Annotated in this window: 27 protein-coding genes and 1 other RNA gene; 23 read left to right on the top strand and 5 right to left on the bottom strand. The window is 40.3% G+C overall.

Annotated elements, in window-relative coordinates; genetic code table 11:
- Nucleotides 1-95 precede the first annotated feature (95 nt).
- From LJE72_RS13660 to lgt, 6 genes are all read left to right on the top strand, one after another.
- Nucleotides 96-1,073 (top strand): helix-turn-helix domain-containing protein, encoded by a 978-nt coding sequence (locus tag LJE72_RS13660; protein WP_229248187.1) that lies wholly within the window; start codon nucleotides 96-98, stop codon nucleotides 1,071-1,073.
- Between the two features lie 62 nt (nucleotides 1,074-1,135).
- Entirely contained in the window at nucleotides 1,136-2,104 is a 969-nt protein-coding gene (gene pfkA / locus LJE72_RS13655) for a 6-phosphofructokinase (RefSeq protein ID WP_229248186.1), read from the top strand.
- Between the two features lie 35 nt (nucleotides 2,105-2,139).
- Nucleotides 2,140-3,558, top strand: coding sequence for a glucose-6-phosphate isomerase (locus tag LJE72_RS13650; protein ID WP_229248185.1), 1,419 nt, complete (start codon nucleotides 2,140-2,142; stop codon nucleotides 3,556-3,558).
- A 224-nt stretch (nucleotides 3,559-3,782) separates the two neighbouring features.
- Nucleotides 3,783-5,888, top strand: a complete 2,106-nt coding sequence (locus tag LJE72_RS13645) for a cell division FtsA domain-containing protein (RefSeq protein ID WP_229248183.1) — start codon at nucleotides 3,783-3,785, stop codon at nucleotides 5,886-5,888.
- A 54-nt stretch (nucleotides 5,889-5,942) separates the two neighbouring features.
- On the top strand, nucleotides 5,943-6,143 hold the full coding sequence (locus LJE72_RS13640) for a hypothetical protein (RefSeq protein WP_229248182.1): 201 nt from the start codon (nucleotides 5,943-5,945) through the stop codon (nucleotides 6,141-6,143).
- Between the two features lie 347 nt (nucleotides 6,144-6,490).
- On the top strand, nucleotides 6,491-7,288 hold the full coding sequence (lgt, locus tag LJE72_RS13635; protein ID WP_229248181.1) for a prolipoprotein diacylglyceryl transferase: 798 nt from the start codon (nucleotides 6,491-6,493) through the stop codon (nucleotides 7,286-7,288).
- Nucleotides 7,289-7,319: 31 nt separating this feature from the next.
- Here lgt and LJE72_RS13630 read toward each other — a convergent pair whose 3' ends face one another.
- Nucleotides 7,320-7,760, bottom strand: a complete 441-nt coding sequence (locus LJE72_RS13630; protein ID WP_229248180.1) for a formylmethanofuran dehydrogenase subunit E family protein — start codon at nucleotides 7,758-7,760, stop codon at nucleotides 7,320-7,322.
- A 198-nt stretch (nucleotides 7,761-7,958) separates the two neighbouring features.
- Nucleotides 7,959-8,330, bottom strand: coding sequence for a TIGR04086 family membrane protein (locus LJE72_RS13625; RefSeq protein WP_229248179.1), 372 nt, complete (start codon nucleotides 8,328-8,330; stop codon nucleotides 7,959-7,961).
- Between the two features lie 244 nt (nucleotides 8,331-8,574).
- On the opposite strand from LJE72_RS13625, the gene panB reads away from it, so the two are divergent.
- The 4 genes from panB (at nucleotide 8,575) to LJE72_RS13605 (ending at nucleotide 10,974) form a co-directional block, all read left to right on the top strand.
- Complete coding sequence (gene panB / locus LJE72_RS13620) at nucleotides 8,575-9,405, top strand: 3-methyl-2-oxobutanoate hydroxymethyltransferase (RefSeq protein ID WP_229248178.1); 831 nt, start codon at nucleotides 8,575-8,577, stop codon at nucleotides 9,403-9,405.
- Between the two features lie 131 nt (nucleotides 9,406-9,536).
- On the top strand, nucleotides 9,537-10,004 hold the full coding sequence (locus LJE72_RS13615; RefSeq protein ID WP_229248177.1) for an IclR family transcriptional regulator: 468 nt from the start codon (nucleotides 9,537-9,539) through the stop codon (nucleotides 10,002-10,004).
- Between the two features lie 51 nt (nucleotides 10,005-10,055).
- Nucleotides 10,056-10,242: non-coding RNA, 6S RNA (gene ssrS, locus LJE72_RS13610), on the top strand.
- A gap of 111 nt (nucleotides 10,243-10,353) precedes the next feature.
- Nucleotides 10,354-10,974 carry a histidine phosphatase family protein gene (locus tag LJE72_RS13605; RefSeq protein ID WP_229248175.1) on the top strand — a complete coding sequence of 207 codons (621 nt, stop codon included), beginning with the start codon at nucleotides 10,354-10,356 and terminating at the stop codon, nucleotides 10,972-10,974.
- Between the two features lie 100 nt (nucleotides 10,975-11,074).
- Here the strand turns inward: LJE72_RS13605 and LJE72_RS13600 are convergent, their stop codons facing one another.
- Entirely contained in the window at nucleotides 11,075-12,097 is a 1,023-nt protein-coding gene (locus LJE72_RS13600; RefSeq protein ID WP_229248174.1) for a phospholipase D-like domain-containing protein, read from the bottom strand.
- A gap of 140 nt (nucleotides 12,098-12,237) precedes the next feature.
- Between LJE72_RS13600 and LJE72_RS13595 the strand changes: the two genes are divergently transcribed.
- From LJE72_RS13595 to surE, 13 genes are all read left to right on the top strand, one after another.
- A complete protein-coding gene (locus LJE72_RS13595; RefSeq protein ID WP_229248173.1) occupies nucleotides 12,238-14,544 on the top strand; it encodes a M28 family metallopeptidase in 2,307 nt (768 codons plus the stop codon).
- Nucleotides 14,545-14,613: 69 nt separating this feature from the next.
- Nucleotides 14,614-14,856, top strand: coding sequence for a YkuS family protein (locus LJE72_RS13590; RefSeq protein WP_229248172.1), 243 nt, complete (start codon nucleotides 14,614-14,616; stop codon nucleotides 14,854-14,856).
- 127 nt (nucleotides 14,857-14,983) lie between these two features.
- Nucleotides 14,984-15,118, top strand: coding sequence for a hypothetical protein (locus tag LJE72_RS26275; RefSeq protein ID WP_282437905.1), 135 nt, complete (start codon nucleotides 14,984-14,986; stop codon nucleotides 15,116-15,118).
- 173 nt (nucleotides 15,119-15,291) lie between these two features.
- Nucleotides 15,292-16,569, top strand: coding sequence for a class I SAM-dependent rRNA methyltransferase (locus LJE72_RS13585; protein WP_229248171.1), 1,278 nt, complete (start codon nucleotides 15,292-15,294; stop codon nucleotides 16,567-16,569).
- Nucleotides 16,570-16,639: 70 nt separating this feature from the next.
- Nucleotides 16,640-17,089, top strand: a complete 450-nt coding sequence (locus LJE72_RS13580; RefSeq protein ID WP_229248170.1) for a Fur family transcriptional regulator — start codon at nucleotides 16,640-16,642, stop codon at nucleotides 17,087-17,089.
- 229 nt (nucleotides 17,090-17,318) lie between these two features.
- Entirely contained in the window at nucleotides 17,319-18,485 is a 1,167-nt protein-coding gene (locus LJE72_RS13575) for a tetratricopeptide repeat protein (RefSeq protein ID WP_229248169.1), read from the top strand.
- Nucleotides 18,486-18,655: 170 nt separating this feature from the next.
- A complete protein-coding gene (gene queD / locus LJE72_RS13570; RefSeq protein WP_229248168.1) occupies nucleotides 18,656-19,033 on the top strand; it encodes a 6-carboxytetrahydropterin synthase QueD in 378 nt (125 codons plus the stop codon).
- A 3-nt stretch (nucleotides 19,034-19,036) separates the two neighbouring features.
- Nucleotides 19,037-19,738 (top strand): 7-cyano-7-deazaguanine synthase QueC, encoded by a 702-nt coding sequence (gene queC, locus LJE72_RS13565; protein WP_229248167.1) that lies wholly within the window; start codon nucleotides 19,037-19,039, stop codon nucleotides 19,736-19,738.
- A 47-nt stretch (nucleotides 19,739-19,785) separates the two neighbouring features.
- Entirely contained in the window at nucleotides 19,786-20,343 is a 558-nt protein-coding gene (locus LJE72_RS13560; RefSeq protein ID WP_229248165.1) for a DUF366 family protein, read from the top strand.
- Nucleotides 20,343-21,074, top strand: a complete 732-nt coding sequence (locus LJE72_RS13555; protein ID WP_229248164.1) for a 7-carboxy-7-deazaguanine synthase QueE — start codon at nucleotides 20,343-20,345, stop codon at nucleotides 21,072-21,074. The genes LJE72_RS13560 and LJE72_RS13555 overlap by 1 nt, the downstream gene beginning before the upstream one ends.
- A 49-nt stretch (nucleotides 21,075-21,123) precedes the next feature.
- Complete coding sequence (folE, locus tag LJE72_RS13550; protein WP_229248163.1) at nucleotides 21,124-21,696, top strand: GTP cyclohydrolase I FolE; 573 nt, start codon at nucleotides 21,124-21,126, stop codon at nucleotides 21,694-21,696.
- 17 nt (nucleotides 21,697-21,713) lie between these two features.
- A complete protein-coding gene (locus tag LJE72_RS13545; protein ID WP_073029250.1) occupies nucleotides 21,714-21,905 on the top strand; it encodes a YpmA family protein in 192 nt (63 codons plus the stop codon).
- A 14-nt stretch (nucleotides 21,906-21,919) separates the two neighbouring features.
- Nucleotides 21,920-22,699 (top strand): 5'/3'-nucleotidase SurE, encoded by a 780-nt coding sequence (gene surE / locus LJE72_RS13540; RefSeq protein ID WP_229248162.1) that lies wholly within the window; start codon nucleotides 21,920-21,922, stop codon nucleotides 22,697-22,699.
- 42 nt (nucleotides 22,700-22,741) lie between these two features.
- On the opposite strand, the gene LJE72_RS13535 is transcribed toward surE, so the two are convergent.
- Together LJE72_RS13535 and LJE72_RS13525 are read right to left on the bottom strand one after the other, a co-directional pair.
- Nucleotides 22,742-22,966 carry an alpha/beta-type small acid-soluble spore protein gene (locus tag LJE72_RS13535; RefSeq protein WP_229248161.1) on the bottom strand — a complete coding sequence of 75 codons (225 nt, stop codon included), beginning with the start codon at nucleotides 22,964-22,966 and terminating at the stop codon, nucleotides 22,742-22,744.
- 379 nt (nucleotides 22,967-23,345) lie between these two features.
- A complete protein-coding gene (locus LJE72_RS13525; protein ID WP_229248159.1) occupies nucleotides 23,346-24,890 on the bottom strand; it encodes a putative polysaccharide biosynthesis protein in 1,545 nt (514 codons plus the stop codon).
- Nucleotides 24,891-25,040 lie beyond the last annotated feature (150 nt).

The following is a 25,040-nucleotide window of genomic DNA, read 5'->3' as shown; positions in this document are numbered from 1 at the left end:
ATCGGTACTTCTAAATATTTCGACATCTATGTCTAAATTCTACTGCAGTTTTATGAGATAATAATTAAGATAAGATTCTAAAAGGAGAGGCCCGCTTGAACTGGTTTATAAGTGAATTTAACTTTCGAGCATACCGTATGGTAAAGAAATTCCAGCTCCATAAAGCTCCTGATGTTAGTTTAATTTATGGACCAAGAGGAGTAGGTAAATCAACTTTATTGTATCATCTTTATCGACAAGGTGAATCGGAGAATGGAAGGCTTATTACGGATGCCTTGGCTTTTGCTCGTCAGTATGCCTACGCAGCTCAAGAGAAAAAGCTCAATCAATTTCGTGAACGATACCGCTCAGCTCGACTGTTGCTAATTGATGATCTTCAGTGCTTAGCGGGAAAAGTCAAAACAATTGAGGAACTCCATTATACCTATGAGTATATTATCGAAAATGGGGGTAAGTTGGTGATTGCCTTGGAAGCAGACCGGTTAGCCTTAGACTTCCTAGGTGATCGGCTGGCATCACGGTTTTTGAGCGGTGTTGCCATACTTGTCGATCGACCTCAGGAAATTGAATTAAAGCGCTTCTTAGAGGACTATATTCGAGAAAAACGTCTTTTCCTGAATGAATCGGTATTGAGCGCGATCGCAGAGAGAACATCTAATTTATCAGATGCCATTACCACTGTGGGGAAGTTTATTCAATTCGCTGAATTGTGGCAAGATGAATTAAGTCTCACCTGTTTTCATACTTACTGGGACAATAAAGAGAGCGTAAAGCACAACTTAGCTGATCCGACCAACATTATTCAAAAGGTTGGTCAAACGATGGGAGTTTCTGTTCAGGAATTATTAAGTTCCAGTCGCAAGCCAAAAGTAAACGAAGCAAGAGAGATGGCGATATATCTAATACGTACGCTTTGCCATATTTCTTACCCAACAATAGGAAGTTATTTTAATCGTAATCATAATACTGTAATCATGTCGTATAAAAAGATACAAAATAAGCTTATCAATGATGAAGAATTAATCAATAAATATCTAGTCATATTAAATGCGTTTAATCCCTCGGAAGCTTAAAAAGATATAGATGATCTGACTAAAAAACATCATAAAGCTAGATAATGAGAAGGGGTGATGCAATGTCGAGAGTAATACAACGGATCGGGGTACTAACGAGTGGCGGTGATGCTCCTGGAATGAACGCAGCCCTTCGCGCAGTCGTCCGAAAAGGGATTTATCACGGGTTAAGGGTTTATGGAATAAGTCGAGGGTATGAAGGGCTTATTCACGGAGAAATTAAAGAAATGAGCATAGGCTCTGTGGCAGATATTGTGCTTCGCGGTGGAACGATACTGAAAACCGCTCGGTCAGCAGAAATGATGACACCTGAAGGCCAGCAGAAGGCCTTAGATCAGTTGCATAAGCATCAAATAGACGCCTTAGTAGTGATCGGCGGTGATGGGTCTTTTAGAGGGGCTCAAACACTGGCAAAAGGAATTCGGATTGTTGGGATTCCAGGAACAATTGACAATGATATCCCTGGGACAGATCTAACGATAGGGTTCGATACGGCAACTAACACGGTCATTGATGCCGTAAGTAAAATTAGAGATACAGCGACCTCCCACGAAAGAACATTTATTGTGGAAGTTATGGGCAGGGATTGCGGAAATATTGCACTTCAGGCAGGTATTGCCTGTGGAGCCGAAACCATCTTGGTACCTGAGATTCCCTTTGATTTAGACGAGATTTGCGATAAGTTAAAACGCGGTCATCAACGTGGAAAAAATCATAGTATTATCATTATCTCAGAAGGTGCAGGAAGTGCGTATAAAATCGGTGAGGAACTGCGTTCTCGTTCTGGGTTTGAGACTCGTATAACAATCCTGGGACATCTGCAACGTGGTGGTAACCCCAGCGCTTTGGATGCTGTGATTGCGGCTGCTATGGGAGGGAAAGCGGTTGAAATTATTTTGGCTAACGAGACTAATAGAATGACAGGCTATGTCAATCAAGAGGTTATATCCAGACCACTCGAAGCAGCCTATGGAGAGAGGCCGCCTTTTAACAGAGAACTGTATGATTTAGCAAATCAGCTTTCAATTTAGCATTCGAGCCCAAATGCAGAGATGAGGTTGAGCTTATGGAAAATCAAGTACGGTCAGGACTAGGGATAGATTATACAGGAATGATGAATAACTTGCAAAATCCCAGTGGATTTACTAAGGCGGAATTGCAGAGTCTTCAGACTGAGTTGGATAGAGCCCAAACTTCACTTCAGTCGCGTTGGGAGGCCGGTGAGTTAGATTTCTCGAAGCTTTTGGTGTCTATGAAAGCCCAAGTCCCAGGAATCGTTAAATATGCTGATACAGCTGCCTCTAAATTTCAAAACTTTGTTGTTTTAGGAATTGGGGGGTCTGCGCTGGGACCATTAGCAGTACACCAAGCCTTAAACCATTACTACTATAATGAGCTTCCTCCTGAGAAACGCGGTTGCCGACCCCGTTTGTATGTTGTGGACAATATAGATCCAGTCCGATTTAAAGAATTGTTTCAAATAATTGATCCCAGCAAAACTCTTTTTAATGTCATTTCGAAATCCGGCAACACGTCAGAAACTATGGCTCAGTTTTTGATTGTTCGGGATATATTGCGTCAGGTATGCGGAGACAGCTATGCAGAACACATCGTAGTCACGACAGATAAAGCAAAAGGCAATCTCTTGCCAATTGCAATTAAAGAAGGGTTTCAACGCTTTATAATACCAGCTGGAGTCGGTGGCAGATTCTCAGAGCTAACTCCAGTTGGCTTGCTTGCTGCAGCGGTATGCGGAATTGACATTGATCAGCTTTTGGAGGGCGCTCTAGGAATGGATCAGTGGATTCGGGAAACACAAGGGGTGTTCTCTAATCCAGCGCAACTGCGGGTAGCTTTAGCTCATTTTTCTTTGCAAAAAGGAAAGACTGTGTCAGTTTTTATGCCTTACGCTGACGGCTTGAAAACCATGGCGGACTGGTATGCCCAATTGTGGGCGGAAAGCTTAGGAAAACGATTTGATCGCCATGGACAGGAAGTGCATGTAGGGCAGACACCAGTCAAAGCGCTCGGAGTAACGGATCAGCATTCCCAAGTGCAGTTATATGTTGAGGGGCCAAATGATAAAGTAATGACCTTTGTGACAGTTGAGAAATTTATGGACACTCAATTGATTCCATTAGACTCGGAGTTGCCTGAAGATATTCACTTTCTAGGGGGACGCACCTTAGAAGAATTGTTATTCGCGGAACAAAAAGCCACCGAATACGCACTGACTTTAGCGGGACGGCAGCATCAAAAGATTATTCTGTCCAGATTAGACGCCTATAACGTTGGACAATTGTTGCTCTTGCTGGAGTGGGAGACGGCGTATATGGGTGAGCTATTAAACATAAATGCTTTTGATCAACCAGGAGTTGAAGAAGGAAAAAACGGGACGTATGCCTTAATGGGTCGCAAGGGATATGAAACTAGGAAACAAGAAATTGAGGAGTGTGGTAAGACGCAGTACATTTTGCGCTCATGATGCAATTTCACAATAAATTGTGTTCACTAAGGCAGGAAAAATGCCTGCCGTTATCATAGGTGCAGCTGTCCCTAATTAATCAGTTTATCTTTATCATCAAGGTCGATGGCAAAAATTTTGCTATCGACCTTGATCGTGTGGCGCATAATGTTATAGGTCTATTAATATTAGCGAGAAGGATTTTGCCGTCATAAGGCGAATTTAGGTTAAAGAGAGGTGAGAAAGTGGAACCGATTTTTGCGTTGGATATTGGAACACGGATGGTAATGGGACTAGTGATGACTAAGAATGACGAGCAAGGTTATGAGATTTTAGCGAGTGCCCAAACTGAACATCGTCAACGTGCCATGTATGATGGTCAAGTCCATGATGTAGATGAAGTAGCTCGAGCTGTTGCAAAGGTTAAGGCACTCTTAGAACAAAAACTGGATTATCCCTTGAAACAGGTAGCCGTGGCGGCTGCAGGCCGCGCGTTAAGAACAGAAGTTGCAGTTGCTGAACATAAGGGACTGCTTCCAGTACGCTGGGAGCGGGAGAATGTATTAGCTTTGGAAATAGAAGCAGTTCATCAAGCCTTGCGCCAACTCCAATCATCAACTGGTGATGACTTACAAAGTTATCACTGTGTAGGATATAACCCTATTGCTCGCTGGAACGAGGGAGAAGAGATTGCGAATCTGATTGGACAGCGGGGAAGAGTGGCTAAGGTATCCGTAATTGCAACCTTCCTGCCCCGGACTGTCGTTGATGGTTTAGTGGCTGTATTAGGACGGGTAGACTTAGAAATGACAAGTCTGACGCTGGAACCGATTGCGGCGGGTCAGGCTGCTATTCCACCGAATATGAGACGTCATAATCTGGCTTTGGTAGATGTAGGAGCCGGGACAGCGGATATAGCTCTAACTCGAAGCGGGTCCTTTTTCGCCTATGGGATGGTTCCTATGGCAGGGGATGAGGTCACTGAGGAAATTTGTAAGCATTTTTTGTTAGATTTCAAAGTGGGTGAAAAAGTAAAAAGAGAAATACTGAAGAAAAAGCAGTTAAGTTTTACGGATTTTCTTGGAGCCAAAGTCGTTGTAGATCAATCTGAAGTTCTGGAATTAATTCAATCCGTCGTTGGAAAGCTAGCGGAAAATATTTCTAAGGAAATTATAAAACTGAATGATGGTGTTCCCCATGCTATTATACTTATTGGAGGGGGAAGCTTAACCCCATTGCTTTGTGAACTTTTGGCTGAGACCTTAGGAATTCCTCAGAATAGAGTTGGAATTCAGGTGAGAGATCGGTTAGGGGGAATACACGGAGAAAAAAGCTTAAAGGGGCCGGAAACTATTACCCCAATTGGAATTGGCATTGCAGCGCTTGAAGGAAATGGGCTTCAATATTATACTGTATCAGTGAACGGTACACCTGTTCCTATCTTCGCTTTACAATTAACGACAGTTGCAGAAGCTTTACTTGCCGCAGGCATTCAGCCACGTTCTTTTTTTGGTAAGCCTGGATCGGCATTGACCTTTGAATGGAATGGTGAAATGCAGGTTATCAAGGGAACTTTAGGCAGCTCAGCGGAATTGTTGGTTAATGGAAAAACCGGTAAACTGGATCAATCCTTAACAGCCGGAGATGAAATAATCTTCATCCCTGGTGAACGGGGTAAAGATGCACAGATATCGGTTAAAGATATCTTGCCTGTTCAAAATCCAAAATGGATTTTCTGGAATGGAGAGCAAGAGAGGTATGCGCCCCAAGTCTTTGTCAATAATAAGCTGGTTCTAGAAACAGATCATATTCTTGATGGAAACAAAATCTCTTACATTGCCAACGATGACCTTAGTAATCTCCTTAAACAAAAAGGCTATAACCATCAAGAAAAGGAAGAAATGGAAATTAGCATTAATGGAGAGACTCGTATGTTTCACTTACACCATGAGGTTTTGGTCAATGGGAACACGGCAGAGGGCAACATAATCATTAATGACGGAGATTGTATCGAGGTTCGTAAAGTCCAGCTAAGGATAGGTGATCTAAAACTTAAGCCTAATCCAATCACTTTTTATATAAATGGTAAGGAAATGGAATATCCAACTCAAGAAACTATCATAACTTCACAAGGCAGACCAGTGCAGGAAGACGAACTGCTTATAGATGGAATGGATCTATGGGTAGTGGGATATAAACAAATGCCAATCCTTTCAGATCTTTTGCCCTATGTTAAGTTTTCAGATGAGGTGCCTCCTGGTTCCACATTAACCCTAATTGTCAATGGACAACCAGCGGAGTTTACAACAGTGTTACGTCCAGGTGATCGTTTGACAGCAACATGGAATTAAAAACACTTGACAATCGCGCTGAAGGACATAAAATAATAAGGGAGGTGTTGTGAAATGTTGTTCCAATGGTTAGTTGCACTAATTGTAATTGCTGCCTTAGTTATTACTTTGTATTCTGATGCGGGATCGGCTAAGAAGAAACACTCCGACTATTTCCAAAGAGTTCAAAAGCCAACCGGAAAAGCAGAACGTAATGCAGAAATCCCCCGTGGAAATAAACACGATCCATTTTATGCCAAACTAAATAGTTTATAATTTTAAAAGACAGACGGTTACTTTGGTATCTGGTCTGTCTTTTAAAATCATAATACTTTAGGAAAAGTGTTGGAGAAACTTGAGATCATTTCTTATTCAAGCTATAATGTATTAGAAAAACTTGGCTGGTGCCATGCCGAAGAGAATGGTGGTAGCTTAATTATGATGCCGAGACTTTTTACATAGATGACCATGGGTTAATACTCTGCCATAAATGGTAAGGTTCTGTGATTGCGAGAAGGAACTTATTAAAAAGTATATTACGATCAAGTTATACTTAAGGAAAATAATAGAGGCAAAGCGTTTGTAAAATCAAAATACATGGTTTTCAGCTGAGGGAGGATATAATGCATCAATATTGGTTTTTCATTGGAGATTTTCCTATTAGGGCCTATGGGACGATATTTGCTTTAGCTTTCATTATTGGAGTAGGGGTTACCCTGTATTTTGCTAAAGCGGAAGGACACCCGGAATACATAGACTTATTTATGGACTTAGCGCCCATATTACTTATTTCTGGTATAATAGGTGCCCGCTTCTGGCAAGTGTTTTTTTTCGATTGGGGATTTTATAGTAAATATCCTGGTGAAATCTTGGCGATCTGGCATGGCGGACTTTCGATTCAAGGGGGCGTGGTCGGGGCATTATTAGCCGGTGCGATTTACGTTTGGCGAAAAAAATTATCCTTCTGGGAATTAGCTGATATTGCGGCTCCTGGGCTTATATTGGCCCAGTCCATCGGTAGAAATGCTAATCTAATGAACGGTGACGCTTTTGGAGGTCCTACAGGAGGAGATTTTGGAATTCTTTACCCCGTCGGCACCATTGCTCGAAACACATTTGGAGATCAACCGCTATGGCCGGCAGAAGTGTGGGAAGGGCAAGTTGACATAATTATTTTTGCGCTTCTTGTGATTCTAAAATTAAGAAAATGGCCGTCGGGCATGATCTTTTTGTTATATATGTTTTTGTATAACCTGACAAGGTTCGTTTTGGAAAGTCTGAGAGGAGACAGCCCAAGGTTTTTATTCAACTGGACAGCAGCCCAATGGAGCAGTATGGTGGCCGTAGGAATTGCGTTGGTGCTTCTTGTTTGGAGAATATGGAGAAATAAAAAGACGGAGGAAGTCCCTAAAGAATTATAACAACTTGAGCTTTTTAAGGATTCAAATTACATTACGTGATTAGTACATTCTGTATTTTACAAAAGGATGACTCTTCTATACCTAAAATAATTCGGATAGCTTCTAAATTTTTGGTTTGTATTTCACGTGGACTTAGAGGTTCTTCAGCGTCTGCGATCTGTTCTAATATTTCTGAATGGACTGTGATCAGTATTTTTTTTGACATATCCACATTTTGAAAGTGGTAAACATGAAGTTTTTTTTCGTCAACAAGCAAGTTTTTACGTCCGTATGTTGCCCGGTTTATTATTTGAAAGGCGTCGAGTGCGCAAGAATGTGTATAAGCTGTAACTGAGATCCCTGAATCGAGTGCAGCGGAAATCTCCAATTCTCGATTAGCAATTTGGGCCAATCGATAACCTAAGGCTATTCCGGGGCACGTATGCCCGTGAAATTCTATGACCTGTTCCCACGGGGTTTTTTCTATGCACATAGATATTTCCTCCTCCGCAAGCTTTTTGAATTATTGTATAGCCTTACGGGGAAAATGAAAAGTAATAGTTTTTAAAATTAGATTTAGGAAATTGCAGGATTTTTCAGATAAAAGTAGAAAATTATAATAAATAATAAGAGGGAAATCTCACTGCGGGATTTCCCTCTTATCTCAAAGCTCGGTTTTCTGAATAGTAAATTATGGTTGGGGGATGATCACTCCGATGATTCCGCCCACTCCACCAGAAACTAGTGCCACGATAGTTTTCTCAAACATTTTTAGCCAAGACGGAGTGTTCGACCAGAAAACGGAGGATAGGATCAGCACTAAAAGAATAAATCCTATGCCAATAGACAATCCATAGTACAACCCCCTTGTGCCTGCTTGGAAGGCCGTGATAAAGGCAGCAATAAAGACACTTGTACCAAAGATAATATTGATTGACAAATTAGATTCGGGGAGTGATGTGTAGGAGAGCAGAGCACCGAATACCAGAGAGAATACTATGGCTAAGACAGACGCTACGAGAATTCCTTTGAGAATTAAGCTGATTTGAAAGGATTTTGACATAGGTTTATCCCTCCTTTGCTTGTACTCGTAAGAAAGTATAACTTGGCGGTCACAAAACTCAACATCTATGTTCGATTGTGGGTTGCAGGGAAACTTGGCCAGCCTTGGGCAATTAACACGATCGCCAGCGACTAAAGTCTTGGCGCTAGCCTAGTTTTCTTTATTAACTACGTATGCCAAAATTTTAGAAAGTATGACTAAAAGAAAATTGTTCATTAGAGAATGATCATAGGGAGGAAATGTAATGAGAAAGATGATTCCTGATTTTGACAAAATGAAACAGGCTGGAGAGAAAATTAGCATGTTAACTGCCTATGATTACCCTTCTGCTCAGTTCGTCGAAGAAGCTGGGGTCGATATGATTTTAGTAGGAGATTCTTTAGGAATGGTCGTACTAGGATATGACTCAACAGTTCCAGTAACAATGGAAGAAATGCTTCATCATACTAAAGCAGTTCGCAGGGGAGCATCACAGACGTTTATAGTTACTGATATGCCATTTATGAGCTACGCGACTATTGATCTGGCAATCGTTAATGCGGGGAGGCTTATTAAAGAAGGCGGATCGGATGCCGTTAAGTTAGAGGGAGGCATGGACATTGTACCTATTGTTCAAACCCTGACTCGTGCAGGAATACCGGTAGTTGGACATATTGGCTTAACCCCTCAAACCGCTAATCAGCTTGGTGGTTATAAAGTACAAGGGAGAGACCTCGATAGCGCTGTCCAGTTGGTTAAAGATGGTCAAGCTTTGGAGCAGGCGGGTGCTTTTATGATTGTTCTTGAAGCGATACCCAGGCAAGTCGCCGCACAAATTTCTACCGGACTGAGGATACCGACCATTGGAATAGGGGCGGGGTCTGATTGTAATGGGCAAGTCTTGGTATTCCATGACATTCTTGGTCTTTTTAAACGATTTACACCTAAATTTGTTAAACAATATGCCGAGTTAAGGTTAGATAGTGTACGAGCAATACAACAATTTCACAAAGAAGTTAAACTAAGTACTTTTCCATCTGAAGAATACACCTTTGGATTGTCAGACGAGGTTATTCAAAGGCTATATGGAGATTGATAATTTTAATTGTAATTAGTTTGATTAAATTTAAATATTAACAATATTCAGTATAGATTTTTTCCATAAATTTGATATAATATTAATGTTTTTAAGTTATTTTATTTTGGTTATGGAAGGATGGACTAGCATTGAGATTAAAAGAAAAAACTCATCGAAAATTTGTTGAATTTTTCGAGAAGATTTCTACTATGTATCAAGGCAAGGATTTTGAATTAGCATATTCAGATATTCAACGTGAAACAGGTGCTGCAAGTGTTACTTTAAAGCGAGCTATTCAGGCTTTAGCAGAGGATGGTGTCATTGAAGTTCAGCCTGGACGTAACTCAAGATATGCTCGTTTTAAGTATTTATTGGCAGCTCAAGACATTGATGAAAACTCGACAGATGCATTATCATCAGAATCGCAAGGTTCAGAAAACTTGGATAAAGAAGAAACGCCTCATTCCGGAAGAGTGTTTGAATCAATGACAGAAGACGTTGGAGAACTTTTACAGTTAGTCGATCATCTGAAGCGTCGTGTGCGTAATCAAGAAATGGCTATTGCTTTACTGCAAGATCGTTTAGCGGAAATTGAGGACAAAATACGAAAACGATAATTTCCAAGGATTTGCTAGAGATTTTTTGTAACAGTAGTGGTATAATATGAACATATCCTAGCTGGTGCGTATTGACTACCATGGTTTTGATCCTATTATGTGACTAGGGAGCTAAATGCTGGACGATTACAACAAGCCCGTATTCTCAAGAATAAGGGAAGTTGGAAAGTTTAGACTAAGCACCCACCTGCGAGAGCAGGGTCAGAAACCTGGAGTCTTACGGCAAGTTGGGGAAGGGTAGGGGCTATTCCCTACCCTTTTAATTCTAGAGTTAAAAGCATATCAGTGCAACTAAGGCTACCGCTGGGACAAAGTCTTGGCGCTGGCTATTTTTTTGAGGAGTGTATTTATGACACGGATCATTCTAACGCGCCATGGTCAGACATTATGGAACATTGAGGGGCGAGTCCAAGGAAGTTTAGATTCTCCACTTACCGAAAAGGGGATACTTCAAGCTCGCTCTTTAGCAATAAGGTTAAGAGGCGAGGAAATCCAACATATCTATTCCAGCGATTCTCTCCGAGCGATTAACACGGCTGAGGAGATTCGCAGTGAACTCGGACTTGGAAAACTATCGTCAAGTCCTGCACTTCGTGAGTTTTCATTTGGAGAGTGGGAAGGGTGTGTCTGGCAGGAATTACGAGAAACCTATCCGGACATCTTTAAGCAATGGGACTCAGAACCTCATCTTGTCACTGCACCTGGCGGAGAAAATATGGAACTTGTACAAAAAAGAGCATGGGATTTTTTACAACAGATCGCACAAATTCATAAGGGAGAAACCGTTTGCATTGTAACCCACGGATTAACCCTCAAGTTGCTAGTAACAAAAGCACTGGGATTTGAGGTTCATGAATGGGCAAAAACACCCTGGCAACATAACACGGCACTGAATATTTTAGAGGTCAAAGGAGAAAAATGGATTCCATGTATCCTTGGAGATTGTCAGCACTTAGACGAAATTGAATAGTTTAGGGTTAGAAACATAATTACAGGGACAGGCATTTTAAGTGCCTGTCCCTGTAATTATGTTTTAGCAATTGATATCAGTGAATGTCCAGAGCATTCACTTACTCAGTACTTTTTTCCCAATCTTGGGTAAACATGGTCATCAATTTGTTCGATGCAACAGGGGAAGGAACTGTAACGGAAAATTCATGGTTAGCGGTGAATGAATAGCGAGTCCAACCTGAACTGCTTAGAATAAATGAAGTATTATCAAATATTGCTAAGTTCATTCCTAATGGCGGTTGGCTGGGATAATAACGAATTTTCACCCCATTAGATGACAGTTCTTCCAGGGTAACGGGTGTTTTAGCAGTTAGTGATTGATCAAGTATAAGGCGAACGTCACACCCTTTTACGGTTGCATCTATTAAGGCTTGTTTCAGATCAGGCTCAGTAACTTCTGTGCTTTCTATCCATATGGATTTTGTACTTGAGGATATATGTTCTATAAGTTGCTGTCTGACATTAGTATTAGTGGCTAAAACAATGTTATCTTCTGGCAGAGTGGATGTCTTTGGGACATCTAAGGGAAAAGTAGTGGTAAATTCCCAATCCCTTGAAAATACAGTCGCAGCTTTCCATGCTGATCTTCCAGAAAGCTCCACAGCTAGGTCGTGTGCTTGAAGACCATTCTCTGTCCAAGCAGGACCATAAATAAGGGCTCTTGTTTGGTCAACAATTAGATATTTAGTGTGATTATATTGTCCTTTTTGGGCTGGATAAAACTGAACTGAAACATTTTGACTTTTCAGTTGATCCAAAGTTATGCGATTGGCTTTTTGCCATTGATCCAGAAGGACGCGAACATCAATACCTGAACGTGATTTTGTGAGGAGAAGCTGGATAAGATTAGGATCATCAAACACCGCCTGCTCAACATAGATTGATGTCTGGGCGGATTCAATAAGTGCAAGAGTTCGATTATAGATGGCATCTTTGTCAATAAACAGTGCATCAGGAGGCAGATTAGAAACTGGGACCTCTTCAGGAAAAAACTCTGGAACTTTAATGTTACAGCCATTTAAGAATAACATGCTAAAAAACAGCAGAATAGAAATCGAAATTACGGAAATCCGTTTTGACATGCGCATACTTCTCCCAAGTAATTATTGTAGCTACATTATATCATATACCTTCTTAAGGATAAAACTATTGTAGGCATAACCATAAGAAGTTTTTCATAAGAATTGGCAAAGTAAGTTTGAACTTTGAAGGGGCATGGGGTATGAAGATTTCTAAAGTTATTTTGATCACATTAATGCTTGTTTTCGGCTTAGTTACGATTACGTGGTTAGTTTCTTCAAAATCTAATACTACTCCGATTCTCAAGGCTTCAATCTCAGGATTTTCGGCCGAAAATGCGTTTGAACATGTAAAGTATCTTGTGCAGAAAATCGGACCGCGGCCGGCCGGAAGCAAGGCAGAAGTGAAAGCAGCTCAATATATTGATTATGTGTTAAGGCAAAACGGTTGGAAGGTACGCGATCAACCCTTTAGTAAAGTCGTCCTGCGTGAGGCTTCTGTTCTACAAAAGGAACAACAGGTCGAATTAATTAACAGCCAAAATATAATTGCCGAATTAACAGGAACACGTCCCGATACCATCATTGTCGGTGCTCATTATGATTCTGCAACATTCAATGCCCTCGGAGCAGTGGACAATGCTTCGGGCGTAGGAGTTTTATTGGAACTTGCCAGAGTTCTTAGTCAAGAGCCCCACGAAGAAACCTATCAACTTGTTTTCTTCGGAGCAGAAGAGTATGGACTAGTTGGATCGCAATTCTATACGTCTCAAGCAGATTTATCAGCCGTTCGATGGATGCTCAATCTAGATATGATAGGACTCCCTATGGAAATTGATGTTGCAGGAAAAAAATCAACCCCTCCAGAGTTAATCAAGCAAGTTACAGCATTAGCTGGTGAAAGCAGCATGCCTTTTCACCTTAGTCGGGATTTTATTATAATGACACGTGAAAGCGCTCAAGGGGGAGTAAGCGACTACAGTCCGTTTCTCGATCAGAATATTCCTGCTTTGGGATTAGGTATTTATGGTCGGCCCGAGGGGTATTTTCACCGACCGGAGGACGGTATTGACCGAGTTTCGCTGGAAGAGATTCAGAAGATTGGAGATTTTGCGCATCGTTTGCTAACTAATGTAAAAATGAGCACGATTGGCCCAAATGAATGGGATGAATTATATCTGCCTTTCCAGCTCGGAAAGCATGTAATTATTCTCCCTAATTATGTGATACGTATAGTTACTTGTCTTACATTCTTGGTGACTGTTCTAATGTTAATAAAGTATCATAAGAAAAGGAACCTGAAAAAGTTTGAATGGAAAAAGGTTTTAGGAGTGTTAGGAATCTCGTTGTTGCTAAGTCTGATTGTAGTTATTACAAGTGGAATGGGTGAAGCACTATGGGGATTGATTAAAGAAGTGCAACTATTGAACTACGCATATCCCCTGCTTTTTATAGTTGCCCGTCTGGGAATTGCGCTAGGGGTTTTCTTAATTATAGCAAGTTGGCTGTATAAGCTTCCTTTAGTGCGGGATTCCGAACTCTATTGGGTTACTGGAGCAGTAGTGATTTTAGGAATTAGTTTAGTCTTAGCATTAACTCGGATTGACCTGGCATTTCCGTTTGTATTTTGGTTGTTGTGCCTAAACATCCAGTTCTTTTTCCCTAACATTATTTTGGTTTTAATAGGCCCTTATTTCCTTATTTGGATGCACTATGAACTTCTTAATTCCCAACAATGGATTAGTTATTATCAAGCAATACATAACTATTTCTTAGTTTTCCTTGGGATTTACAGTGTATTGCTGATTCCATTTTTTCTAGCGTTGCTGCACGTTGTGATCACCAAGACCCGTCTCTTGAAAAAACTGTTGGTTCTTTCAAGAAAGCCGGCACTAGTTGTTACTGCTTTAGTAATTCTATCACTTGGCTTAGTTCCTGTTTACACCAGATCTTACCCTCAAACAGTCGTCGTCCAAGAGGAATGGTCAGGAAGCAACGAGGGGAAGGTTCACATTTTCTCTGACGAACGTTTGCCCAGAAGCGTCGTAAAAGATTTAAGCGTAGAGGATGGAAAGAGTCTTTACATCCCCATACAAAATGAAAAACCGCCAATTAATGTTGGAGCTTCTATTGCAGAGACTATTAACGATGGACAGAGGATTCTTGACATATCATTAATTTTAAATTATTCGAGGGAACCATACTTGACACGGATCAGGATAGAAAGTGAACATCCTTTTGAAGTGCAGACCGACGAATTTTTACCAATGGCCAAACTTCCTAAAAAATTGCAGCTAAAAGGAGTACAACAATCAAACCAAAGATATTCAATCATATTACAGAGAACACCACCGCATAAAAATAATATCCACATGTCCATCAAGACACAGGGTTTAGTAAGCTGCTCGATCGAAGCAATATTTCCTGATCCATCCCCAAGAATACAAATTGAACATGATCTATTATCTATAGACTACCAGATTTGGTTCGAAGAAATATATCATTTTTAACTGAAACATTGAATAGGCCCAAAAAGAATTGGGAACGATGATAAAGATGATTTGGAGGAGGGTGAAAAAATGTATACAACGATTGCCGTTGAAGATGGACTTGGTAATGTAATTCAGGCTCTTCATAATGCAGGGTTTAAAACGACCCCTTTGGAAGGTCAAACATTAAAAAACAACGTTCGGGCAGTTGTTGTAAAAGGGGACGAAACGAATATTCTAGCCCCTGAATGGTCGTTGAAACTGCCAGTAATTAATGCATCCGGACGAAGTGCTGATGAAATTGTAGATGTTCTCCGAGATCGTCTCTCATAATTCGTAATTATTTTTTTAAATTCAAAGTCATCCTTCTGTAAAGGACGACTTTTTTCGTGACCATAAAGGTATAATATTCCATATAATGAATTGAGACTTGTATCTCATTCAGGAAGGAGTTGCTCTTATGTTCTTTGGTCTTATTCCCTTTGCCTTGGGTTTTGGTTTAGGTACTTTTACGGCTGTACCACGTTATGTTCCGTATCAGTATGCTTATCCTTATTCCCCATATCCCTATCCTTATCCTTATCAGAGATGGTAATAGAATGCGGCCTTAGTTGCACTTGTGTTTAGAAAGTTTATAACGTAAGTTTAGACATTCTGAGATTAAAATGAGAGAAAAGGAAGCAAAAGCTTTCTTTTCTCTCATTTTCGAGGTATATTTTGGAGGATGTCAATCTCATATTAATGGTAGACTGAAAGCGAGGGAACTAAATGACGGTTGCAAAAGCGTTTCTCAAAAAGAATCGCAAAAAGAGACTTGAGCAAGGGCATCCCTGGGTTTTTCCCGGTGAAATTGAAAAGATCGAGGGGAATCCTCAAGGCGGAGATGTTATACATATTGTGAATCATGTCGGACATTTTTTGGCCCAGGGATTTTATAATCCGCTCTCCCAACTTATCATACGAGTAATAACTTATTCAAATGAAGTTGAAGTAGATCAAAATTTATTTCTCCAGAAAATTGAGCAAGCATGGAAGCGGAGACAGTGGTTAGTTTCGGATGCCACATCTTGTCGGGTTGTCCATGGTGAAGCTGATTTTTTACCTGGATTAATCATCGACAAATATGAAGATGTTTTGGTCGTGCAAATTCTTTCCCTAGGCGTAGAGATACGTCGACAGTGGGTCTACGATGCCTTAACTAAGACCTTTAATCCACGTGGGATTTATGAACGAAGTGATGTCCCGGTAAGAAGGCTGGAAGGACTACAAGAAAGAGAAGGCTTCGTTGATCAGCCATTTGATACCAAGGTTACGGTCTTTGAAAATGGTCTGAGAATTTTGGTGGATGTAGCTGAGGGACAAAAAACAGGATATTTCTTTGATCAGCGAGAAAATAGAGTAGCCTTGAAGCCACTGATGACGGGATGGGGCGCTAGGCACGGCATTAAAGTGGAAGGGGACACGCTTCCCGTAGATGCTAAAGGGAAAGCTGTAAAAAATCCTTTTTGGGATGGTGCTGAAGTATTAGATTGTTTTTCTCATACCGGTTCTTTTATGTTGCATTCCTGTCTCTATGGTGCTAAAAAGGTCACCTGTGTAGACATTTCAGAAAAGGCCGTTGAAATGGCTAAAAGTAATGCATTGCTTAATGGCTTCCTGCATCGTACTGAATTTATGGCAGCTAATGCTTTCGATTATTTGAGAGAACAAGTAAATGAGAAAAAAAGCTGGGACATTGTAATTCTAGATCCGCCGGCATTTGCCAAAAACCGTCAATCTATTGAAGGGGCTATACGCGGTTATAAAGAGATCAATCTCCAAGGCATGAAATTGGTCCGTAACGGAGGGATTTTGGTAACTGCATCTTGTTCTTACCACTTAAGTGCTGCACGGTTCTTAAGTATGCTTCAAGAGGCTGCCGCAGATGCTCATAAAGTATTAAGACTCGTTGAATTCAGGCGTGCAGGCATTGATCATCCTGTTCTTTTAGGCAGTGAAGAAACGGATTATTTAAAATTTGCGATATTTGAAGTGTTTAACCGCTAAATTACCAGAAAATCACTTGCAAAGGATTGTCATTATCATATAATAGGTAATATATGGAGGAGGGCTGGGAATGGAGGAAGTTAAAACTTTTGAAAGTATTTGCAATTTATTACGCAATCGCTCCTATAAGTTGACCCCTCAGCGTCAGACAATTTTACAAACATTTCTGGAGCATGTCGATCGTCATTTGAGTGCTGAAGAGGTATATATGCTTGTAAAACACCAAAATCCAGAAATCGGTTTAGCAACTGTCTATCGTACCTTGGATATTCTGGCGGAAATAGGAATTTTGCTTAAAAATGATTTCGGAGATGGGCGGAGCCGATATGAGTTTAGCAGAAAAGACGAACAGCACCATCACCATCATCTGATCTGCTTGGGGTGTGGGAATGTTTCGGAATTTGATGATGATTTGCTAGAGTCTCTTGAAGCCGTGATCATTAAACGAAATCAATTTAAAATTATGGACCATGACTTAAAATTTTATGGGTATTGCAGTCAATGTGGAGAGGGGCATTAAATTGCGCCTTTCCATTTTTTTAGCAAGATTTTATAAATGGGAATAAATAACAAACAGGAGCTGTAAAAGTTAGAATTCTGACGAGTAAAAGCATTATTAATAAGCCTAATTGCGAATTACCGCGCATTTGATAGGCATTTGACGTTCGATTTATGTGCTAAATAGAAGGGGAAAGCAATGCGAAAGGAGAACTTAAATATGGTAAAATAAGTAAAAAGAGGTGGAAGCTATGGATCTACCTATGGCCTCAAATAGCAAACAAAAAAGGCCCGCTCTAAAAAATTCGTATTTGTGGAGTTTTATGCAAGCCAGATGGAATCGTCGGTTTGGTAAGACCGATGAAGCTATCCAAAATTGGGTAGATTTATTGAATCGAGAATCATCTAGACCACGTTTTAAAGAAGTCGGCTATTTAATTGAAGTCCAAGCACTACAAGAAGCAAGAGAATATTTAGAACAGCTGGAAAGTGAATCGGATGAGGATATAGCGGAAAAGAACTATCTTCTTTCGAAGTGTTATCTTGGGCAAGCCCTAATTCCACAGGCCAAAGAAAAGATAGAACAAGCGATCCTCAAAAAGCCGCAGAATGCAAAGTATTGGGACTTACTTGCGGACTGTTATCTAGAACTGGGAGATTGGCGTGAGGCAATTAAGGCCTTAGATAACTCTATGAGAGCCGCACCTCAAAATGCAGATACAAACTATCGGCTGGGGATGATTTACGCTTTTCATGAGGAATATCACGAAGCTTTAAGGTGTTTTCAAGGATGTTGTCAACTTCGGCCCCGTGAATTCTTGTATTGGGAAATGAAAGCAGAGATGCATTTACTTCTAGAACAGTTAAAAGACGCCTGTAACAGTTATGAAAGAGCACTTCGTTATGGAGGAACCCCAGACTTGGCCGCCAGACTGGCTTACTGTTATGTTCAGAATGGTGAGATTAAGAAAGGAATTCAATATTACAAATACACCTTAAAGTATGAACCCGATCATTATGACAGTTTAAGTAATCTGGCAGCTGTCTATCAAAACCTGGGCCGTTCCCAAGAAGCTCTGACCTTGTTGGAACGTGCCAAAAACATCTATCCTAAGGACCCGATACTGCTTAATAATTTGGCTTTTACCTTAGTTCATCAGGGACGTACAAGAAAAGCATCTGAGTATTATCGAGAAGCGTTAGAGTTGACACCAGATCATCCGCTAATTCTATACAATTTAAGTGTTTGCCTTACGCGTAAAGGAAATTGGCAAGAAGGTATAGATTTAATAAATCAACTTCTTAAAATTGATCCAAATCATTCAGCAGGATGGGCTTTGCTGGGAAATATTTATGACCAAATTGACCAATCAGAGGTTGCAATAGACTGCTTTAATAAGGCATTGAAGCTAGCATAAAAGAGAAGGGAGAGACCCTTCTCTTTTCTCGTATCAAATCAGAAAGTTCAGCTGTCTATCAGCTCAAAATCGACGGCAATGACGGCAACAGTATATTTTTGATATTTCATTTTTCTTTTGTAAATAATAATGGTAAAATAGAATGTAATTTGTCTAATAAGGAGCGCGAAATGTTTCAGGTATGTGTTCGAGCGCACTTTGATGCTGCTCATTTTATCAGGGATTATGATGGTGATTGTTCTAATTTACATGGTCATCGATGGGATGTAGAGGTTTGTATCGCCGATAAACAATTGGATCATTTAGGGATGTTGATAGATTTTAAGGAAGTTAAGCAGAGCATACGTAAAACGCTTAAATTACTGGATCATGGTTTGTTAAATAACTTAACTTCTTTTGGTCCTGAAGGAGTTAATCCTACAGCAGAGAACCTAGCCCAGTTTTTGTTTTTGGAATTCAAAAGGGATTTGGTCTTAGAAGATAAGCGCTTGGCGTGGGTAAAAGTCTTTGAATCTCCTGATACATGGGCCATTTTTAAGGAGGATTAAAAAATGGCGGGAATTGTTTTACTTTCAGGTGGTTTAGATTCTACTGTTGCCTTAGCGCTCTATTTGGAAAAGGGCAGTATTGATTTAGCCCTTACCATCGACTATGGACAAAGGGCAAGCAGGAATGAAATCTCTGCTTCGCGAAAGATTGCAGAGTACTATAACATTGCGCATCAGGTTATTCCTATACCTTTTTTGCAGGAACAGACTCACTCCGCTCTTGTTAATCGTTCTGAAAATTTGCCCTTGATAGAATATAACAAACTAGATGATCTTCAAGGCCAGGCGCTAGAAAGTGCACGTCAGGTATGGGTTCCCAATCGCAACGGTTTATTTCTGAATATTGCTGCTGTTTTTGGCGAAAATATGGGCGACCACCCAGTTATAATCACAGGTTTTAACAGGGAAGAGGCTGCAACCTTTCCGGATAACTCCCTAGAATTTATAAAAGCGGTAAACCGATGTTTGGCTTTTTCTACGCAAAATAATGTGACCGTTGTCAGCCCTACTTCGGTTTACGAAAAAAAGGAAATTGTTAGAGAAGGGTTGCGCTTGAACGTTCCATTTAACTATATTTGGAGCTGTTACGAAAGTGGAATTAAAGTTTGTGGACAGTGTGAGAGTTGTCAACGTTTAAAACGAGCCCTGCTTAAGAACGATGCAGAAGAACTGGTAAGAGAATTATTTGAAATAGATCATAAATAATCGTTTTTAAAAGATCTAAACAGAGACCCAGAAGAGAGGAAATATCAATGAAATACTTTATTGAGCAAAAACTCCTAAATTACGATGGCAGCCAACTTCAGTCTTTATTTGCCTATAAAAATTTTGGTTTAATGGGGGACAGTATAAGTGTATTCCGTGGCTCCTGCCGTGTAGAGCAAAACGAGATGGTAGACATGGAGGATGTCTTGGCTAAGGATTGGATTTACAGCGAAGACATGTTGCATTTTATAGTAGAACACTTTGATATGGATTTAGAAAAGTCAATTATTCGGCAACGCCTACTCATCGCTACAATCAAGGAAGAACTCGAAAAACTTGGGGTGAAGAGCCTAAGTCGGAGTGGGGATGATCTTTATGAGGCAGATAAAAAGCTTTCTGTAAGTATTAGCACCCTTTCACCAGTGTCTAGCATGATTCATTGCGGGCTTAATGTTTCCAAGCTGAATACCCCCATTCCAACCATAGCCTTAGGTGATTTCCGGATTCAAGATGTATTAGGATTTGGAGAGAGCGTTGCCAAACATTATTGTGATGAGGTTCTTTCTATTCGTCTTGCGCGATGTAAAGTGCGAGGGGTTTCGTAATGCTTAAGTTGCCAGTTACGGAAATATTCTCTTCAATTCAAGGGGAAGGCCCTTATGTTGGAGTAAGGCAAATTTTTCTTCGCTTGCCAAACTGTAATTTAAGGTGTCCATATTGTGACACGGTGACAACAGCACCGCAACAATTGCGCATGGAGACGGAAGCAGGGTCGGGAGTTTTTAACATGACTGAAAACCCTGTTCCAATTGAAAAGCTTATAAAGTTATTGGAAATTTATGATTTTTCACTTCATCATTCTTTGAGTATCACTGGAGGAGAGCCCCTTCTGTGGGTTAACGAGTTACGAGCAATCTTACCTTTTTTGAGAGAGAAAGGCATTAGGATATACCTTGAAACTAATGGAACATTACCTGAGCAACTGCATCGTATCCTACCCTGGGTTGATATTATAAGTATGGATATTAAGCTGCCATTTAATGGTCAAAGCTTCTGGGATGTTCATGAGTCTTTTCTGCGCTCCAGTCTTCCAAAAGAAGTCTTTGTCAAAATTGTTGTTCATCAAGAAACCAGTCTTACGGAACTCCAGTACGCTCGTGATTTAATTGTGGCGGTAGATCCGCTGATCCCAACAATCTTACAACCTGTAACAGCAACAAATGAGATAACTACCCCTAAACCTTATCAACTTCTAGAATGGCAAAGTTTTTTTCTTAAGAAACTTACTAACGTAAGAGTTATTCCTCAAACACATGTATTTATGGGACAACTATAGTTAAGTTAAATCTAATGAAGGACCATATAGAGTAAAGGAGAAAAGAATTATGGGGATGGATTTACAAAAGATTGAGCAAGCTGTTTACATGATTTTAGAAGCTATAGGTGAAGACCCTGAGCGCGAAGGGTTACGGGATACACCAAAGCGTGTGGCTAAAATGTATGCTGAAGTATTTAGCGGTTTACATGAAGACCCTGGTTATCATTTAAATGTTCAATTTTCAGAAGAACACGAAGAGATGGTTATCGTGAAGGATATACCGGTTTATTCCATGTGCGAACATCACCTTGTCCCATTTTACGGCAAAGCCCATGTCGCTTATATCCCGAGAAAAGGTAAGATAACAGGTTTATCAAAATTCGCTCGTGTAGTTGAAGGGTTTGCCCGCAGACCGCAACTTCAAGAACGTTTAACGTCTGAGATCGCAGATGCTATTATGGCAAAACTCACCCCGCTGGGCGTTTTGGTGGTTATTGAAGCAGAGCATATGTGTATGACTATGCGAGGGGTTAAGAAAGCAGGATCACAAACATTAACGTCTGCCGTACGTGGGATATTTAAGACAAACCCAATTACTAGATCGGAAGCATTTTCACTAATTCAGGGACACAGACGCTAAGAAAGAGGTAATTTTGGGTGAATGATAATATAAACCCGTCTGATCGTCAAGGAAAGATAGAACTTATTGCCTCACAACGCTTAAGTGTGAATGGTGAACTTTATAAAGTGGTTGATTTTTTAAATAAAAACCTCAAGGGACATCACTTAATGTTTGGGTTGACTAAAAAGGAAGATAAAATGGTTATTTCTGTTTACGAAGTAGAATAATCGGAGGAAATTATATGCATATTTTACTGACAAATGATGATGGATATCATGCCTCTGGTATTCAAACATTATATCGTTCACTTCGATCCCTGACAGAGCATGATATTAGCATTGTTGCTCCAGCAGGTGAGCGTTCTGCCACGGGCCACTCTATAACCCTGTTTCATCCTTTGTTTGTAATAGAACATGATCTTGACAGCCATCAAAAGGGATTTGCCGTTAGCGGTACTCCTTCTGATTGTGTTAAACTTGCTATCCAAGGAGGGCTTATTACTAAGCCTGACCTGCTTATTTCGGGAATTAACCAAGGCTCTAACTTAGGAACGGATGTTTTTTACTCAGGAACAGTTTCGGCGGCCATGGAAGGAGTAATACTGGGCGTTCCTTCATTAGCTGTTTCTTTAGCAAACTATCAATTTAAAGATTTTGAACCGTCTACAGTCTATTTAGCAAAGCATTTGGATTATATCATTAAGCGTCATAAGAAAGGCTTAATGAATATAAACTTTCCGGGCAAACCTCAGTCTAAGTGGGCTGGAGCTAAAGTGACAAGACTTGGTAAGGCTATTTATGACAATGTGTTTGAGCGAAGAGTTGATCCTCATGGGCGAGCTTATTATTGGCAATGTGGCAATAGGGCAGAAGATCTTGAAGAGGATACGGATTTAAGAGCGATCCAAGAAGATTTTATTTCGATTACTCCAATGCATAGTGATTTGACGGATTTTAAAGAGATTGAACCTTGGAAAAAATATTTTAACACATCCAACAGTTTGCTCGATAACGGGGTATAATTAAAGGAGTACAGATTATTTCTGTACTCCTTTACCTATTGATTATAAAGAAGTCTCATTTAAGGATTCTTTTGCTCTGCGGATCATGGTTTTAACCATGCTTCCACCAATTCGTCCTCCGACATGACCACATTCTCGAGAGGTCATGTTTTCCCAACCTTGACTCTTAATTTTTGAGCTTATACCTAGTTCATCTGCAACTTCCCATTTGAATTGTTCCAACACCGATTCCGGTAAAATTCCACTATTTCTATTTCTGTGACTCATAAACACATCTCCTCTCAACTCTATCTACTGACACAATTGTAGTATTCACATATGCTTCAATGTTTATAGTGCATAAATAATGGATAGTTATTGTGTTTTTACTAATGGAGGAAGCTTTAATGATAATTGGCACGTTTATATTTTATTTTATATTATTTGCGATCATCTTCTCCTATCCAGGATTCCGAAATAAGAAGGATAAACGTTCAATATTTAAATTATTAACAATTCCTGCTATCTTAGGACTCGGAATGGTTTTTTTAACTGTCATAAAAGTATATTTTGTTTACAAGATTTTGGCATTATTAGTTGTTCTTGTGACATTTGTTTTATCTTATTGGCAATGGGGAAACCAAATTCGTCGATTGTGGAATAAATTTTAGGGCGGAACAAACTTTCCGATCCATGGCAGTCGTTTTAGATCGGCAAAGGTGACGCCGCCATTAAATAATAGAATTGTACCATAAACGACTATTCCAACTAAAAATTCAAGGGGATATCCTAAAGGATGGTTGCTAAAGAACGGATCCAAAAATTGAAATACGAGAAGCATACCTACTCCGCCAAAAACTGGTTGGAGAACAAATCGTTGAAGATCTAAAGGCATTCCGGTGTACCTTGAAATTGCCGCCATATTTAAGACAGCCATAATAAAATAACCAAATGCATATGCCCACGCAGTTCCACGCAGACCCCAATGGGGGAGACCTGTAAGGTAGATGAGCAAGGGGATGCGAATGACAGCCCCAACGATGGAATGGACAACTGGAAGATGAACTTTTCCGATTCCTTGCAAAATTCCCGTTGTGGTTTGTTGTACGTAAGAAAATATCCCTCCAAAAGCTAACACACGCAAGATTGGCGCAATTTCTGAACTCTTGAAAAACGCGGTCAATGGACGAGCAAAATAAAAGAGAATAATAAGGCAAGGAATTCCAATTAAGATCGTTAAACGAATGGCTTCAGCGCTGCGTGCTCGGACGACGTTTAATTGGCGTCTTACGGTTGCTTCAGATATTGCAGGTACCAGTGAGGTTGCTAAGGCAAATGTAAAGACACTGGGAAAGGTAAGCAGTGTAAAAGCAGAACCACCAAGCTGTCCAAATAAGGTTACTGCTTCTCGTGCAGAATATCCCGCTACTTGAAGACGAAGAGGGATGACTATTGCATCTAATGAAGACAAACCCGTAGACAGCAGTCTTCCAACGGTAACAGGAGAAGCTAATTTCCATAATCTGATTAATATTTGGCGTGAGGAAAAAGTTCTTGCCTGATTATCTCGTGTGAGTTTGAGTTTTGCCCTCGAATATTGGATAATAATAGCGATCAATCCGACGAATTCGCCAGCTAACATGCCTAGTGCTAATCCTGCTGCAGCCCATTCTACGCCAAATTTCAAAAGTCTAAGAGCTGCCCCATATCCGACTGCCACTCGAATTATCTGTTCGCAAATTTGGCTTATAGCCGTGGGAACCATATTCTGTAAACCTTGAAAGTATCCCCGGAAGACCGATGACACGGAAACGATAAAAACTGCCGGAGTGCATATGAGAAAGACGTTAATCACTCTTGGGTCAGAAAAGATCTTGTGAGCTATATATGGGGAAAGGAAATAGAGTGAAATTGATACGAAGGCTCCTGAAATACTGAGGAGCCAAAGGGCTAAACGGAAGATGGATTGGGCATTAGAAATACGTCCAAGAGATACTTCTTCGGAAACCATTTTGGCAATTGCGAGTGGAATACCCGCTGTTGTAACAACAAGAGCCATCATGTACATAGGAAATACCATATTAAACAAACCATAGGCTTCACCACCAATATTTATCATTATTAAATATTGGTAGGCGAAGCCCAACAGGCGGTTTAACAAATTTGCACCTAACAGGATAGCTGCACCGTAGACAAAGGTCCTTCTCGCCATGTAACCCTCCTAATCTGAGTTATATATAACCATATGCTTGTGGAAAAAAAGAAATGCTTAGGAAATTTTCGCAATACTTACTAGGCATAAAGGATTTTGGCTCACGATGAAGAAATGTTAAATACATGGAATATTGATCCAATATTGGGG

Source organism: Desulfosporosinus shakirovi, assembly GCF_020595055.1.
GTDB classification, from domain to species: domain Bacteria; phylum Bacillota; class Desulfitobacteriia; order Desulfitobacteriales; family Desulfitobacteriaceae; genus Desulfosporosinus; species Desulfosporosinus shakirovi.
This window is presented reverse-complemented; position numbering and strand designations above follow the sequence as displayed.